We start from the raw sequence: 14361 nt of genomic DNA, 5'->3' as shown, positions 1-14361 counted from the left end.
CAAAAAAACGGAGAAGTCCATGGCATCGAAACGCACGGAAGAGATGACATCTTTTATTGTCATGGATGTGCTGGAACGGGCATGCGCGCTAGAATGCGAAGGCAAGAACATTGTCCATCTGGAAGTGGGGGAGCCCGATTTCGATACGCCGGAATGCATAAAAGCCGCGGCCTGTAAAGCCCTGACGGATGGATTCACCCATTACACCCACAGCCTGGGCATGCTGGAGTTGCGCGAAGCCATCTGCGAATACTATCATGAAACCTATGGCGTCTCCGTGGATCCGGGCCAGGTGGTGGTCACCTCCGGAAGTTCGCCGGCCATTTTCATGACCTTCGCCGCCCTACTGGAACCTGGAGACCCGGTGATTCTCTCCGACCCCCATTACGCCTGCTATCCCAACTTCATCAAGTTCGTCGGCGGAGAGCCGGTGAGAGTGCCGGTCTTCGAGGAGGACGGATTCCAATACCGCCCTGAGGCCATCGAAGAAAAGCTCTCGGACCGCACCCGGGCGATTTTCATCAACTCACCGTCCAATCCCACGGGCAACCTGCTCTCCAAAGGGCGCATGGAAGCTATCGCCGGTATGCATCCCTGGATCGTTTCCGATGAAATCTACCACGGGTTGGTTTATGAAGGAAAAGAGCATTCGATCCTCGAGTTCACCGACCGGGCCTTCGTACTCAACGGTTTTTCCAAACTATTTGCCATGACCGGCCTGCGGTTGGGCTACCTTATTGCGCCAAAGGAATTTATCCGTCCCATCCAAAAGGTGCAGCAGAACTTTTTCATTTCGGCCAATGCCATGATCCAGAAAGCGGGTGTCGCGGCGTTGAAGGATGCTGGAGCCGATGTAGCCCGCATGAAGCGAATTTACAACGAGCGTCGGCAATTCATGATTCGGCGGTTGAGAGAAATGGGGCTGGGCATTACCGTGGAACCCACCGGCGCATTCTACGTGTTCGCCAACGCCCGACACATCTCCGAGGACTCCTATGCCCTGGCTTTCGATATTCTGGAAAAAGCCTGCGTGGGGGTGGCGCCGGGTATCGATTTCGGCCAGCATGGAGAGGGATACCTGCGCTTCTCCTACGCCAACTCCATGGAAAATATTGCCGAAGGCATGGACCGCCTAAAGGCCTATCTTAAGGCCCGCTCATGAACCGGGGGCAGTGACATGATTGTTAAATCGGCAGCATTTGTCACCAGCGCGGTCAAACCGCCCCAATATCCCGAGGCCCTGCACCCGGAGGTGGCGTTCGCCGGTCGCTCCAACGTGGGAAAATCTTCGTTGATCAACACCCTGGTAAACAGAAAGCGACTGGTTAAAACCAGTTCCATCCCCGGTCGAACGCAGCTGATCAATTTTTTTACGGTCAACGACTGCATTTCACTGGTGGATCTGCCCGGATATGGCTATGCCAAGGTTCCCGCATCGGTGACGCGCAATTGGGGACCCATGATCGAGACCTATCTGAAAGGGCGGGAGACACTGAAAGCGGTGGCCTTGATCTTAGATGTTCGCAGGACCCCGGGTGTTGAAGAACAAAACTTCATCGACTGGCTGGAACTCTACCACCGTACGCCCATCCTGGTGTTGACCAAGGCCGACAAGCTGTCCAAATCCGTTCAGAAAAAACAGCGACAGGCCATCGGCACCACCCTGGGTGTGGATGAAGCCGCCCTGATTCTTTTTTCCGCCAAGACGCGGCTGGGCAGGCCGGAGGTCTGGTCGGCCATAGAAAGGGCCGTCTTTGATGAACACCGCGAACATGATTGACCAAAACCAATCCTTCAGATCCGGCTTTGTGGCTATTCTGGGCGCACCCAATGCGGGAAAGTCCACCCTGCTCAACCGTATGCTGGGCCAGAAGATATCGATTACATCCCACAAGCCCCAGACGACGCGCAACCGGATTTTAGGTGTGGTTCACCGGACCGGATCTCAGATGGTTTTTCTGGACACCCCTGGTATTCACCGGACCAAGAACCCGCTCAATGCACGGATCGTCGAGACGGCTCTGTCTACCTTGTCGGAAGTAGATCTTATTCTTCTGGTGGCGGATGCGCAGATCCCGGACGAACCGTCGGAACGACTGCTGATTGGCAAGCTTTCCGATCAACGACTCCCGGTATTGGTGGCCCTCAACAAAATCGACCAGGTCAAGCGGTCGGCCCTGCTATCGCAGATCGAACGCTGGTCCGGAGCCTTTCCTTTTGCGACCATCGTCCCCATCAGCGCGAAAAACGGAGAACAGGTGGATCGGTTGATGGATGCCATGGATGCCTCTCTTCCTGCCGGACCGCCCCTTTTTCCCCCCGACAGCCTGACGGACCTGCCGATGCGGTTCATTGCCGCGGAAATGATCCGGGAAAAGGCTTTCCGGCTTACCGGCCAGGAAATTCCTTATGCAGTGGCTGTCACCATTGATTCCTTCAAGGAGGAAAAAGAGGGGGCGCTGATTCGGATTCATGCCTCCATCCACGTTGAGCGGGAATCCCAAAAGGGCATCGTTATCGGCCGGCAGGGAGCCAAACTCAAGCAGATCGGCGAGGCGGCCAGGCTGGCGATTGAAGAAATGCTGGGAACGAAAGTTTTTCTCAAACTCTTTGTCCGAGTGCAGAAAAACTGGACCAAGGACACCAAGGCGCTGCGCAAGTTCGGATACTGATGATTCTTTCTTATCATCCCTGCTATGAAGCCGACCGCAACATGCTTTGTGCCGGCAGGGAACCGGATGAAAAAGACCTGTCGGCCATCCGTGCCGCCGATGCCGTCGTTTTGCCCCAGGGATGCCGGGAAGCGCTTTACCGCATGGCCAGGCAAAACTGCCCCCATGTCTTTCCCGACTATGATGCGCGGTTCCACTATCCAGGCAAAACAGGCCAGACCAAGCTTTTTCAGGCACTGGATGCTCCTCATCCCCGCACTTGGGTCTTTGATGACCTGAAGCACTTCCAGAATTGTGGCGAAGTGGTCGCTAATGCCGGCTTTCCAATTGTTTTCAAGCTGGATTGGGGGGGAGAGGGGGACACCGTCTTTCTGATCCGGTCCAACAACGATCTGGCGCTTGCCATGTCAACGGCGTCGGCATATGAGCAGTCCGGCCAGCGAGGATTTATTATTCAAACCGCTGTCTTGGGTTCAAAGCGGACGCTGCGGGTTGCCGTGATCGGAAAGACACGGGTCGCTTACTGGAGAATTCAGGACAATCCCAGTATTTTTGGCACCAGTTTGGCCAAAGGAGCGCGTATCGACACCGAGGCAGATCCGAATCTTCGCCGGAAGGCTATGGCCCTGACCCGCAGCTTCTGCCAGCAAACGCGAATCAACCTGGCCGGGTTCGATTTTATTTTCGACGAATCCGGGAGCGCAAAGAAGGCCCCGCAGCCGCTGTTTCTGGAGATCAACTACTTCTTCGGCAGAACCGGCCTGGGAGGCTCGGCCCGTTTTTACACGATGCTGCAGGCGGAGATTAATAACTGGCTGGCCGATCTGGGGCTGATCGTTAACCGGTCATCGATGGCAATGGCCGCCAGGGAGATACTATGAATCCCTACGCTTATGATCTGGACCAGAATGATCTCAATCGGGAACGCCAAAAAGCCCGGGAGCTGAGACAATCCCAGTGGTGGAAACGGCGATGCGCCAAAGGCCGTTGCCATTACTGCGGCAGCCGACTGCCAGCAGCAGATCTGACCATGGATCACATCGTCCCGTTGTCCAGAGGGGGGAAAAGTACCAAAGGCAATGTCGTTCCGGCTTGCAAATCCTGCAACAACAAGAAAAAACAATTGCTTCCCATGGAATGGGAAGAATACCTTCACACGTTTCAAGTCTTGCCATAACCGATAACGGCCGAAGCCATGACGATGGGCGTCGCCCTCCCAGCCCAGCCATCGCTGCCGCAGTGATAAATTGTCAACCATTTTCCTTGTATAGCTGTTGACAACATTATGAAACTATCTTTTAATCGCTCGACCATGAGTGGTTCCGGAACCTAAACCCCGGGAGGTCTGATGCGCACCGATAAAGAGCAGAACCTGCTGCTCAAAGCGCTGGATGCGTTTAAACGAAAGATGGTCGTAATTTCCAAGGATTTTCGCATCCTGGCTTCTGCCGGCGTTGACGCCCGCATTGATGGGGCGTCGCCATCGGGAAAATGCTGCCATGAGTTGTTTTTCAACCGCCCCGAACCCTGCTACAACTGCCCGGCCAAAAAAGTCGTGCTGACGGGAAAGCCCTCCCTGCGGGATATTTCGCCAAGCTCCTTGAGTAAACAAAAAAGATCCTGCCTTTACGCCTACCCCATTGTGGACGAGGATGGGCGGGAAGTGTTGACGATTTTCAACTTCGAGCTTCCGGCGCTGGAGGGCCTGGAGGAAGAACTGCGGCGTGCCAATAGTTTTTTGTATAACTTGCTCCAAAGCGCGTGCGACGGTGTGATTGCCGCCGACTCGACCGGAAAGATCATCATTTTCAACGATGCCGCCGCTGAGGTAACCGGGCATAGCGTGGAAGCGGCGCTCGATCACCTCAATATCAGATCGATATATGAAGGAGACGGCGCTAGAGAGGTGATGCGTAACCTTAGAAGCGATGAATATGGCGGAAAAGGAAAACTGAAAAAATACCGGATCAAGGCAATTGGAAAAAACGGAGAGAAAATACCCATCAGCCTTTATGCCTCGATCATCTACGACGAACAGGGCAAAGAAGCCGGATCCATCGGCTTTTTCCATGATCTGAGAGAGCGCATCCATATTCAGCAGAAACTGGAGAAAACCCAACTCCAGCTCATCCAGTCCGAAAAAATGGCCTCACTGGGAAAATTGTCTGCCGGGGTGGCTCACCAGTTGAACAATCCGCTGGGCGGAATCACGCTTTACACCAAGCTAATGTTGGAAGATTATGATCTGGAGAATAATGCCAAGGAGGATCTCTACCGGATTTTAAAAGACGCTCAACGGTGTAGGGACACCGTCAAGGAACTGCTTGAGTTTGCCCGACAGACACGCCAATTCATGAAGCCGCTGAACATCAACAAATCGATCGACCGGACGCTTTTTCTCATCGAAAACCAGACCCTGTTCCACAACATCACCTTTAAAAAAAAGATGGCGCCCTTCGTTCCTCCGGTGTTGGCAGATACACAACAGATGGGCCATGTGTTCATGAACATCATTATTAATGCAGCCCAGGCGATGGACGGCAATGGCACTATCACCATCAGCACCCGGGACTCAGCCACCAAGGATCGGGTGATAATCGAATTTTCCGACACCGGCCCGGGAATATCCCCGGAAGATCTGGAACATATCTTCGAGCCTTTTTTTACCACCAAGGAAGAGGGCAAAGGAACCGGCTTAGGGCTGAGCGTTGTTTACGGCATCGTTGGAAACCACGGCGGAACCATTACCGCCAGAAGCATTCCCGGCCGCGGAAGTACGTTCACTATCGAGCTTCCCATCACCCGTGAAACCGAAAAAGGAGCCGAACATGCAGAGCACGCCTGATCCCGTAACCGTTCTGGTAGTAGATGATGAAAAGGGCATCCGGGACGGGTCGGAGCGGATCATAAGCCGCATGGGATGCCACGCACTGACGGCCAAAAACGGTGAAGAGGGGCTTGCCATTGTCGGGCGGACCGATGTGGCCATCGTGCTGTTGGATTTGAAAATGCCCGGCATCGACGGCATGGAGGTGCTTAAACGGATACAAGACCTGGACCGGGAGATTCTGGTTATCGTCATCACCGGCTTTGCTACCATTGAAACCGCTATCGAGGCCATGAAACGGGGTGCCTACGATTTTATTCCCAAACCCTTCGAGCCGGATCAGCTGAGAATTGTGATCAACCGTGCCCGGGAAAAAATATGGTTAAAAAATGAAGCGGCGAAGCTGGAAGTCGCGCGGCGACGGACCCTCGCAGATTTGGGAACAGAAAAAAGCAGAATCCATACCATCATCGATTCTATTCCCAACGGTATCGTGGTGACCAATGTCGACGGCCAGGTGGTATTGGTGAACCCGGCCTTTTGCCGGATTCTGGCTCGAGACGTGGACACCACTGCCGGCGGGCAGATTTCGGCATATATTCCCGACGAAGGCTTATGCCGGCTGATTGTGGAAATATCCAGTGGCCGGCATGTGGATTTTGACGATATCCCCACATACGAATTTTCCATAGGCAGCGATCGGTTTCTCATGGCTCGCGGCCGGCCGGTCTTGGGAGAGCGCAAAGAGTGCCTGGGCGCGGTGGTCACTGTTATCGATATCACAAACATGAAAGTGCTGGACCGGCTTAAGTCCGAATTCGTAGCCAAGGTTTCCCATGAACTCAGAAGCCCGTTGTCCACTATCCACGAGCAGTTGGCGCTTGTGCTCAACGATCTGATGGGGCAGCTCAGCGAATCTGAAGAACACCTGATCTCCCGGGCCAAGGAAAAAACCCAGGGCCTGATTTCAACCATCGGCGACCTGCTGGATCTTTCACGTATTGAATCCGGAACCACCTGCCAGGAGCCCAAACCGGTTCAGCTGGAAGATCTGTTGAGCAACATTGTCGACTTTCTTGGCACCCGGGCCAGAACCAAGGCGCAGAAACTCTCCATAGACTTGCCGGAAGAACCACTGCCCACCATTAAAGCCGATCCGCTGGCACTTGAAAGCATCTTCGGAAACCTGATCACCAATTCCATCAACTACACCCAAAACGGGGGCGAGATTGTGGTCAAGGCGGATATTACCGGCATCAATCTGCGTGTCCGGGTGATCGACAACGGCTTCGGTATCGAAGCTCGCTACCTGGATAAGATCTTCGACCGGTTTTTCCGCGTGAAGAACGACAAGACCCGTTTCATCACCGGCACCGGGTTGGGGCTGCCCATCGTCAAGGGGCTGGTGGAGGCTTTAAAGGGCCAGATCAGTGTTGAGAGTGTTCCTGACAAGGGAACTACCTTTACGGTTTTGTTGCCAGTGGATTAAGATACGGCATAGGGCGTCATTTTACTTGACCGATTCGGTCATATCCGCTACTGAGAATTGAAAAACAAATCAAGCGTCCGCCCAATCGGGTACGACGATTATTGAGTTATGCAACAGGCATCAGCCACCCAGGCTCAACCGGGGTGGCTGTTTTTTTTGTGCCGGTATCCTAAATCATAAAGATACGATCCAGGAGGCAGTCATGGCCAAGCTACTCGTGATCGACAACTATGATTCATTCACCTACAACCTGGTGCAGATGTTCATGAATTACGACCTCTCCATTCAGGTTCATCGCAGCGACCGGATTACCCTTGACCGGGTGGCCGGTGAGCGACCGGATTATGTGCTCATCAGCCCGGGGCCCAGGGACCCGATTCACGCCGGTATTTCCAATGCGCTGATCCAGACTTTTTATCGAACGACCCCCATCTTAGGGGTCTGCCTGGGTATGCAGTGCATCAACGAAGTTTTCGGCGGTAGCACCGTTCGGGCGACCGCGCCCAGACATGGTCAAACCAGCCTGGTTTATCATTGCCAAGAGACTCTTTTTTCCCAAATACCTTCCCCGTTCACCGTGGCCCGGTACCATTCGCTCGTGGTGCAACCCTCGGCCGTGGCCCTCGACCAGCATCTTTTGGTTACCGGGCGCACCGCGGATGGCATGATCATGGGGTTGTCCCACAACCGGTTTCCCCTTCACGGCGTGCAGTTTCATCCGGAAAGTTTTTTAACGAAATTCGGGTTCACTCTGATTGAAAACTTCCTGCGGCTGGGTCCATTGAAAAAGGACTTGGCGACGGATGGACCGCTGCGGGCGGTCAACCCCGTTTTCCCCGTGGAAAGGGTCGGCAGGAAGACCGTCGAAGGGAGGGCTCGTTGAAACGGTTGAAGCGTTATTTGTCCGGGATTGCCGGGATAAAGACAAAGACCGTTTATCTGGAAGAAGCCTTTGCGGACATGGCGGCCCCTTTCGCTCACGAGCCGGGTACCGTGGTGCTGCTCAGCGGCGGCTCCTTGGACTGCGCCCGCTATCACATCATGGGTATCCACCCCTGGCTCATGTTCACCGGGCGGGCCGGGGAAACGACAGTCACCATCGATGGGGCGAATCATGTGATTCCTCAAGCGCCGCTGGATGTTTTGGGAACGATTTTAGATAACTGCCGTTTGAGCCTTGGTGATGCGGCGGGTCCAGTTTCCGCAGGCCTTTTCGGATATCTGGCTTACGATCTGAAAGACGACCTGGAAGTCCTACCCCGAACCACCATAGACGACCTTGGGCTTCCCCAGCTTTGCTTGTTCGCCCCATCCTTGATAGTCGTACATGACCGAATCAACGGAACGACCGAGGTTCATGCACCGGTTCGCCAGGGTCAGGCTGTCGGGGCAGTGAGTGCAGAGATAGACGCTTTCCTGCAAGCCTTGAAGTCCCCGCCACCATCAAACGGCGAGTTTTCAGGAAACGGGCAGTCACTGAAATCCAACTTCACCCGAACCGGTTATTTAACCTCGGTGCAACGGATCCGGGATTACATTGCCGCCGGGGACGTTTACCAGGTAAACTTGTCCCATCGGTTCGAAATGAGCTTTCGGGGTGACAGTTACCACCTTTTCCAGACCCTCTATCAGATGAATCCCGCCCCTTTTTTCGCTTACGTCAATGCCGGCGATCATCAAATCGTTTCCACGTCGCCGGAGCGGTTTATGCTGCGCAACGGCAGCCGGGTGGAGACCCGTCCCATCAAAGGCACTCGTCCACGGGGGGAAACGCCGAAGGCCGACCGGGAGATGAAGGCCGCACTGGCCAACAGCCCCAAGGATGATGCCGAGCTTTCCATGATTGTGGATCTGCTGCGAAACGACATCGGCAAGGTGTGTGCAAAGGGATCGGTGGTTGTGGCCCAGCACAAGCGTCTGGAAGCTTACCAGAATGTCTACCACCTGGTTTCCGTGGTGGAGGGAACGCTGGCCGAGGGAAAGGATTCCGTGGACCTGATCCGGGCCACCTTTCCCGGCGGTTCGATTACCGGTTGTCCCAAGATTCGGTCCATGGAGATCATCGACGAGTTGGAAACCCGTCGCCGCCATGTCTACACCGGATCCATCGGGTACGTCAGTTTTCACGACACTATGGACCTGTCCATCGCCATCCGAACCGCGACCATTATCGGCGACCGGCTTGTATTTTCGGTGGGGGGTGGCATCGTCTATGACTCCGACCCCGAAGACGAGTATCAAGAAACCCTCCACAAGGGACGCACGCTGATGACGGTGTTTCAGGACGCGGCGGAAAAGCCGCTGACTGTAACCGGTTCAGGCCCCTGGATGTGGCAGGACGGGCGGTTAGTCCGCCAGGAACAGGCCGTCCTGCCTGTCTCCGACTTGGGACTGCAATACGGATTCGGTATTTTCGAGACGATGCGCGTGGAAAAGGGGATTGCCTGCCATTTGCAGGCGCACCTGAATCGGTTCAACCGGAGCTGGGCAGCCTTGTTTGGCGATGTACCGCCGGACCTGACCTGGAAGGATATTATCGTTCAGGTCGTCGAGAAAAATGGATTGGGCGATGCAACGGCTGCGATCAAAATTCTTGCTACCCGGGGCGATGGAAACGGCTCCCGAAATAATGGCACCCTACTGGTGACTGCTCGGCCGTATACCCAGCGGTTGTCGATTTTGGAGGCGGCCGGATTAAGACTGGCAACCTACCCACACCGGCGATCGTCCCCCCTGGCAGACCATAAGACATTGAATTATTTATACTACCATCAGGCCGGTGCTTGGGCACAGGAGCAAGGCGCGGACGAGGCCGTGATCCTGAATCCGGACGGCACGCTTTCTGAAACCAATACAGCAAGTATTCTGGTGCTGTCGGGAAAGACAGTGATCCGCCCCTGGTCTTCTCACGTACTGTCCGGAGTGATGCAGGATGCGGTTTGCCAATGCTTTCATGGATTGGGCTTTTCAATTGAGGAGCGGTCGGTCAGCCCGGATGCGGTCCTGGATGCCGACATGGTGCTGTTAACCAATGCCCTTATGGGAGCCGTGCCGGCATTGAGCCTGGACAACCGGCCTTTGAAATTCGACCGGGCTTTGACGGCAGTCCTTAACAGCCGTCTTTTTAGTTTAGCGGAGAGTGGCGATGGCCTACGATGAAATGTTCGTGCTGCTTCGGGGCCGGTGCATCCTGTTTGTGGGAAAAGGCGATGATGATTCGATTTCGGAGATCTACGCGCAACCCATGGCGCCTCACACGACTTACAATGTTAAAAAACCGATCTGGCACACCCACTCGCTCAGCCCGAACGCCATGGTTCTGGTGGTTGAGAACCGGGATACGACTTTTGACAACTCGCCTTTTTGTAAGCTTACGGGCATGCAGCGCAAAACCCTTTGCGAAATGGCAACCAGGGAATATAGGTTAAGGCTTCAACTTCGGATTGTTCCGATGGCGCTGGTTGTCCCGGGCCGTTTTCTTTTGCAGGTTTTTTGATATGGCGGTTTCCAGGTTCACTCCGGTCTGGTTGGCGATGCAGACGAGAACGAAGAGCACGTCGGCGAGTTCGTCGCCAAGATCAGTTGCAATATTTTTACCCTTGAAGCTTTGTTCCCCATAGGTCCGGGAAATTAACCGGGCCAGTTCTCCGACTTCTTCCATGAGTACGGCCAGGTTGGTCATTTCGGAGAAATAACGCACACCGAAGGTTTTGATCCAGCGATCCACGGTTGCCTGAAGCTCATTCACGGTCAGCGGTGCTTTTATGGGTTTTTCCGGAGCGTTCATCGTCGTCCTTACTTGGAGGGGCTCTATTTAATATGGGCCACCACATGCCCCAGCTCAGGAAAAATCAGCGCCTTGCAGGCCAGCTGGCAGGCTTTTGTGCTGCCGGGCATGCAGTAGACCACGGTGCTGCCGATAACGCCGGCTGCTGCGCGGGAGAGGATGGCGGCGGAATCGATCTCTTCGTAGCTGAGCTGAGCGAAGATGGCTCCGAAGGCGGTCATCTCCTTGGTAAACAGGGGTTTGATGGCTTCGATGGTTACATCTGTCGGCGTAATGCCGGTGCCGCCGGTGACCAGCAGGGCCAGCAGCCCGTGGTCCCGGATGGCTTTTAATGAGGCATCGCGGATGATGGTGATGTCGTCGGTGACCACCTGGTGAAACCGGACCTGGTGCCCCTCTTTTTTGGCCTGCCGGGCAATCCACAGTCCGCTCTCGTCGTTTTCAATCGTCCGGGTGGTTGAAACTGAGAGGATACCCATATCAACCGATGTCGGTGCCGCTTGTCGATGCTGGTGTACGCCCATAATTCTTCTGCCTTGTCTGAATGGTTGCCAGAAATAGCTTTTTCTGGCTCAACCCCTCGTTCTCGTTCTATTAAAAGTCTCAGCGCAGCACTGCTACGCCATCGGTATTATCCCCGCTACGATCTTGGCTTGAACCCGAAGCCACCTCACTTGAATGAACACTACCTAACCGATGAGGCTTTCCATGGCAAGTCAAGATTCCCTTAATCTCCTTGCTTTTAAAAAAGGTTTTTTCTATGTTTGATCGTAAATGGTTCCTTAATTTTTAAAGCAGCACGGCCTCTTGAACCCATCTATGCTGAGATTGCTAAATGGCGGTACCCTGCACCGGCGTGATTCTCGCCGGCGGACAAAACAAACGATTTGACGGACAAAACAAGGCCTTCATCAGCATCGGCGGAAAGCGCATCCTGGATCGCCTCTTGGACGTCTATGCCCAGCGGTTCGATCAGATTGTACTGGTGACAAACGATCCGGCAGCCTACACGGATGTCGATGCCCTGATCGTTACCGACCACTATTCAGTGCGCAGTTCGCTCAACGGCCTTCATGCCGGTCTGTTTGCCGCAGCCCATGAATACGCTTTTTTTGCCGCCTGCGATTCGCCGTTTATCAAGGGCGAGCTGATCCAGCGTTTGTTGGACGCAGTCACGCCCAAAGTGGATATCATCGTTCCCTCCACATCGGCCGGCTACGAGCCGATGGTTGCCGTGTATAAAAAAACCTGCCTGCCGGCCATGGTGTCGCAGCTGGAGCGGGACCTGTTGAAGATCCAGGGGTTGTTTCGAAAGGTTCGCGTGAAAACACTTGACGAAGCCGACCTGAGGAAGGTTGACCCTCACCTCATCTCTTTTTTCAATGTCAACACCCCCGGGGATCTGGTTCTGGCGGAAGCCCTTTATCAGCAGAATGGTTGAGGAGAATGTGGGAAAATGAATGCAGATAAATTGATTTCAAAAATAAAGACACATCCGGCCTACGACCAGGTGGGGATGATTTTGTGCCACAACGGGGTGGTAAGGGGAACCTCCCGCGACGGCCGGAAGGTGACGGGCCTGCGGGTGGCTGTCGACCGGGAACGATTGAAGCGGTTGCTTACCGAACAAAGAGCCCGGGCAGGGATTATGGACATTCAGGTGGAGATTGCCGCCGACACCGACCTCACCATCGGTGATGACGTGATGATGCTGGTGGTGGCCGGGGACGTCCGGGAAAATGTTATCGATGCCCTGACAGATACCCTGAATGCCATTAAAACCACGGTAACTGCCAAAACCGAGTATTTTGCTTGATCCGCTTCCTCTTGACCGGGAGAGAAATATGGCCGATTTGACCCACATTGACAGCCAGGGCCGGGTGTGCATGGTAGACGTGACCGAAAAAAAACCATCCCGGCGGACCGCGGTGGCCCAGGCCGTGGTCCATTTGACGGAGGAGACCTTCCAGCGGATTGTTGCCGGTACGGTGTCAAAGGGGAATGTTTTGGAGACGGCCCGTATTGCCGGGGTGATGGCGGCTAAAAAGACCGCCGATCTGATTCCCATGTGCCATCCATTGAACCTGACCCACGTACAGGTTGATTTTTTTCCCGATGCTTCCCGCCATGCCATCCGCATCGAAGGAACGGCGCGTATCCACGATCAGACGGGAGTGGAAATGGAGGCGCTCACCGCCGTCTCCGTGGCAGCCCTCACCCTTTACGACATGTGCAAGGCCATCGACAAATCCATGACCATCACGGATCTCTGCCTGCTCAAAAAGACCGGTGGTAAGAGCGGCACGTTTGTTCGTGAAAACGCAACCCCATGAAAAAAAAACAAATCTATCCTGCCGTTAAGCTGTTTACCCTTGGCATGTCCATTTTAATGGTTGCAGGCTGTACCCTTTTTCAAAAGCCCCCCGTCAAACCGGCTGAAGCGCTGATCCGGCTTTCCGTGCAGGATTATCCCAATTTTTCAGACGGTTTCTTTCTGGACAACCTTTCCTACGGGATCGGCAAAAGCCTGGAATATCTCAGCAGGGTGCCTGCCGAGCGCACCTTCCGCTTCGGAAGGGACACCTACAGTGCGATTCACCTGGTTCGGTCATTGGAGACCCTGCGGACTTTCGTGGAAACTGGACCCGGCCCGGCGGCGGTGAACCGTTTTATTGTCGACCGCTACCGGGTGTACCAATCCAGCGGGGGGGCCGAGAGCGGGCAGGTTCTTTTTACCGGCTACTATGAACCCCATCTCAAGGGAAGCCTGACGCCCGACGCCCGTTTCCGCTATCCGGTGCATGCCATTCCCGAGGATTTGATGGTTATCGACCTTTCCCCATTTTCGGAAGATTTCAAAGGTAAGCGCATCATCGGCCGTCTGCAGGGCAATACGGTGGTGCCCTACCCGGATCGGCAGGCCATCGAGGCGGACAGGGGTTTTGCTCAAAAAGCACCGCCCATCGCCTGGGTGGACGACCGGGTCGACCTGTTTTTTCTCCAGATACAAGGCTCCGGGCGGATTTACCTGACCAACGGCTCCTTTATTCGGGTACACTACCACGGTTCCAACGGCCACCCTTACCGTAGTATCGGCCGGCTGCTCATCGACCAGGGCAAGATCCCGGCCGAGGAGATGTCCATGCAGCGGCTCAAGACCTATTTGAATGCCCATCCCGCCGAGGTGGACGCGGTGCTCAACCACAATCCCAGTTATGTCTTTTTCAAAACCGAAACATCCGGACCCATCGGCGCGATCGGCGTGGACCTGACACCGGGCCGCTCCGTTGCAGTTGATCACCGGGTTTTTCCCCTGGCCGCCCCGGCCTTCCTGCAAACCCAGATCCCCGTGGTGGATGGCAACGGTCGCATCGACCGGTGGATGGATTTTTCTGCCTTTGCCCTGAACCAGGATACCGGCGGGGCTATCCGGGGACCGGGACGCGTGGACATCTTCTGGGGCAACGGACCCTATGCGCAGATTGCTGCCGGCCACATGCAGCAAAGAGGGTCGTTTTACCTGTTGGTGTTGGTTCCGGAGATCCAATAAGCCGTGTTCCGGCGCGGATTGATTTAGCCCCTGGTT

General features: G+C 54.8%; 15 protein-coding genes. 13 read left to right on the top strand and 2 right to left on the bottom strand.

Annotated elements, in window-relative coordinates; translation table 11 throughout:
- Nucleotides 1-19: 19 nt before the first annotated feature.
- The 9 genes from ACHZBS_RS11540 (at nt 20) to pabB (ending at nt 10147) form a co-directional block, all read left to right on the top strand.
- The gene (locus ACHZBS_RS11540) at nt 20-1162 is read left to right on the top strand and encodes a pyridoxal phosphate-dependent aminotransferase (protein ID WP_319406659.1); all 1143 of its coding nucleotides are present in this window, start codon (nt 20-22) and stop codon (nt 1160-1162) included.
- A 15-nt stretch (nt 1163-1177) separates the two neighbouring features.
- Entirely contained in the window at nt 1178-1780 is a 603-nt protein-coding gene (yihA, locus tag ACHZBS_RS11535) for a ribosome biogenesis GTP-binding protein YihA/YsxC (RefSeq protein ID WP_319406658.1), read from the top strand.
- Complete coding sequence (era, locus tag ACHZBS_RS11530) at nt 1773-2672, top strand: GTPase Era (protein WP_319406657.1); 900 nt, start codon at nt 1773-1775, stop codon at nt 2670-2672. Before yihA ends, era begins: the two co-directional genes overlap by 8 nt.
- Nucleotides 2672-3553: a hypothetical protein gene (locus tag ACHZBS_RS11525; RefSeq protein WP_319406656.1), complete on the top strand. Its 882-nt coding sequence runs from the start codon at nt 2672-2674 to the stop codon at nt 3551-3553. The genes era and ACHZBS_RS11525 overlap by 1 nt, the downstream gene beginning before the upstream one ends.
- Nucleotides 3550-3849: an HNH endonuclease gene (locus ACHZBS_RS11520; protein ID WP_319406655.1), complete on the top strand. Its 300-nt coding sequence runs from the start codon at nt 3550-3552 to the stop codon at nt 3847-3849. The genes ACHZBS_RS11525 and ACHZBS_RS11520 overlap by 4 nt, the downstream gene beginning before the upstream one ends.
- Before the next feature lie 171 nt (nt 3850-4020).
- Nucleotides 4021-5517 (top strand): ATP-binding protein, encoded by a 1497-nt coding sequence (locus tag ACHZBS_RS11515; RefSeq protein ID WP_319406654.1) that lies wholly within the window; start codon nt 4021-4023, stop codon nt 5515-5517.
- Nucleotides 5501-6988: a response regulator gene (locus ACHZBS_RS11510; RefSeq protein ID WP_319406653.1), complete on the top strand. Its 1488-nt coding sequence runs from the start codon at nt 5501-5503 to the stop codon at nt 6986-6988. Before ACHZBS_RS11515 ends, ACHZBS_RS11510 begins: the two co-directional genes overlap by 17 nt.
- Nucleotides 6989-7190: 202 nt before the next feature.
- Entirely contained in the window at nt 7191-7871 is a 681-nt protein-coding gene (locus ACHZBS_RS11505) for an aminodeoxychorismate/anthranilate synthase component II (protein ID WP_319406652.1), read from the top strand.
- The gene (pabB, locus tag ACHZBS_RS11500; protein WP_319406651.1) at nt 7868-10147 is read left to right on the top strand and encodes an aminodeoxychorismate synthase component I; all 2280 of its coding nucleotides are present in this window, start codon (nt 7868-7870) and stop codon (nt 10145-10147) included. The genes ACHZBS_RS11505 and pabB overlap by 4 nt, the downstream gene beginning before the upstream one ends.
- A gap of 265 nt (nt 10148-10412) precedes the next feature.
- Here the strand turns inward: pabB and ACHZBS_RS11495 are convergent, their stop codons facing one another.
- Nucleotides 10413-10775, bottom strand: a complete 363-nt coding sequence (locus tag ACHZBS_RS11495) for a nucleotide pyrophosphohydrolase (protein ID WP_319406650.1) — start codon at nt 10773-10775, stop codon at nt 10413-10415.
- Between the two features lie 23 nt (nt 10776-10798).
- Nucleotides 10799-11299 carry a molybdenum cofactor biosynthesis protein B gene (locus ACHZBS_RS11490; protein ID WP_319406649.1) on the bottom strand — a complete coding sequence of 167 codons (501 nt, stop codon included), beginning with the start codon at nt 11297-11299 and terminating at the stop codon, nt 10799-10801.
- 311 nt (nt 11300-11610) lie between these two features.
- On the opposite strand from ACHZBS_RS11490, the gene ACHZBS_RS11485 reads away from it, so the two are divergent.
- The 4 genes from ACHZBS_RS11485 to ACHZBS_RS11470 are packed head-to-tail and all read left to right on the top strand — an operon-like array spanning nt 11611 to nt 14325.
- Nucleotides 11611-12216, top strand: a complete 606-nt coding sequence (locus ACHZBS_RS11485) for a molybdenum cofactor guanylyltransferase (protein WP_319406648.1) — start codon at nt 11611-11613, stop codon at nt 12214-12216.
- A 15-nt stretch (nt 12217-12231) separates the two neighbouring features.
- Nucleotides 12232-12591, top strand: a complete 360-nt coding sequence (locus ACHZBS_RS11480) for a molybdenum cofactor biosynthesis protein MoaE (RefSeq protein WP_319406647.1) — start codon at nt 12232-12234, stop codon at nt 12589-12591.
- 28 nt (nt 12592-12619) lie between these two features.
- Nucleotides 12620-13108 carry a cyclic pyranopterin monophosphate synthase MoaC gene (moaC, locus tag ACHZBS_RS11475; RefSeq protein ID WP_319406646.1) on the top strand — a complete coding sequence of 163 codons (489 nt, stop codon included), beginning with the start codon at nt 12620-12622 and terminating at the stop codon, nt 13106-13108.
- Nucleotides 13105-14325, top strand: coding sequence for an MltA domain-containing protein (locus tag ACHZBS_RS11470; protein WP_319406645.1), 1221 nt, complete (start codon nt 13105-13107; stop codon nt 14323-14325). The genes moaC and ACHZBS_RS11470 overlap by 4 nt, the downstream gene beginning before the upstream one ends.
- The last annotated feature ends 36 nt before the right edge of the window (nt 14326-14361 follow it).

Source organism: uncultured Desulfosarcina sp. (genome assembly GCF_963664155.2).
GTDB lineage: Bacteria > Desulfobacterota > Desulfobacteria > Desulfobacterales > Desulfosarcinaceae > Desulfosarcina.
Note: the sequence above shows the minus strand (reverse complement) of the source record. Positions and strands in the feature narration are given on the sequence as shown.

What these genes read in the sequence shown, in the direction of transcription:
- ACHZBS_RS11540 (WP_319406659.1), top strand. Translation starts at nt 20, where the DNA reads ATGGCATCGAAACGCACGGAAGAGATGACATCTTTTATTGTCATGGAT.
- yihA (WP_319406658.1), top strand. Translation starts at nt 1,178, where the DNA reads ATGATTGTTAAATCGGCAGCATTTGTCACCAGCGCGGTCAAACCGCCC.
- era (WP_319406657.1), top strand. Translation starts at nt 1,773, where the DNA reads ATGATTGACCAAAACCAATCCTTCAGATCCGGCTTTGTGGCTATTCTG.
- ACHZBS_RS11525 (WP_319406656.1), top strand. Translation starts at nt 2,672, where the DNA reads ATGATTCTTTCTTATCATCCCTGCTATGAAGCCGACCGCAACATGCTT.
- ACHZBS_RS11520 (WP_319406655.1), top strand. Translation starts at nt 3,550, where the DNA reads ATGAATCCCTACGCTTATGATCTGGACCAGAATGATCTCAATCGGGAA.
- ACHZBS_RS11515 (WP_319406654.1), top strand. Translation starts at nt 4,021, where the DNA reads ATGCGCACCGATAAAGAGCAGAACCTGCTGCTCAAAGCGCTGGATGCG.
- ACHZBS_RS11510 (WP_319406653.1), top strand. Translation starts at nt 5,501, where the DNA reads ATGCAGAGCACGCCTGATCCCGTAACCGTTCTGGTAGTAGATGATGAA.
- ACHZBS_RS11505 (WP_319406652.1), top strand. Translation starts at nt 7,191, where the DNA reads ATGGCCAAGCTACTCGTGATCGACAACTATGATTCATTCACCTACAAC.
- ACHZBS_RS11495 (WP_319406650.1), bottom strand. Translation starts at nt 10,775, where the DNA reads ATGAACGCTCCGGAAAAACCCATAAAAGCACCGCTGACCGTGAATGAG.
- ACHZBS_RS11490 (WP_319406649.1), bottom strand. Translation starts at nt 11,299, where the DNA reads ATGGGCGTACACCAGCATCGACAAGCGGCACCGACATCGGTTGATATG.
- ACHZBS_RS11485 (WP_319406648.1), top strand. Translation starts at nt 11,611, where the DNA reads ATGGCGGTACCCTGCACCGGCGTGATTCTCGCCGGCGGACAAAACAAA.
- ACHZBS_RS11480 (WP_319406647.1), top strand. Translation starts at nt 12,232, where the DNA reads ATGAATGCAGATAAATTGATTTCAAAAATAAAGACACATCCGGCCTAC.
- moaC (WP_319406646.1), top strand. Translation starts at nt 12,620, where the DNA reads ATGGCCGATTTGACCCACATTGACAGCCAGGGCCGGGTGTGCATGGTA.
- ACHZBS_RS11470 (WP_319406645.1), top strand. Translation starts at nt 13,105, where the DNA reads ATGAAAAAAAAACAAATCTATCCTGCCGTTAAGCTGTTTACCCTTGGC.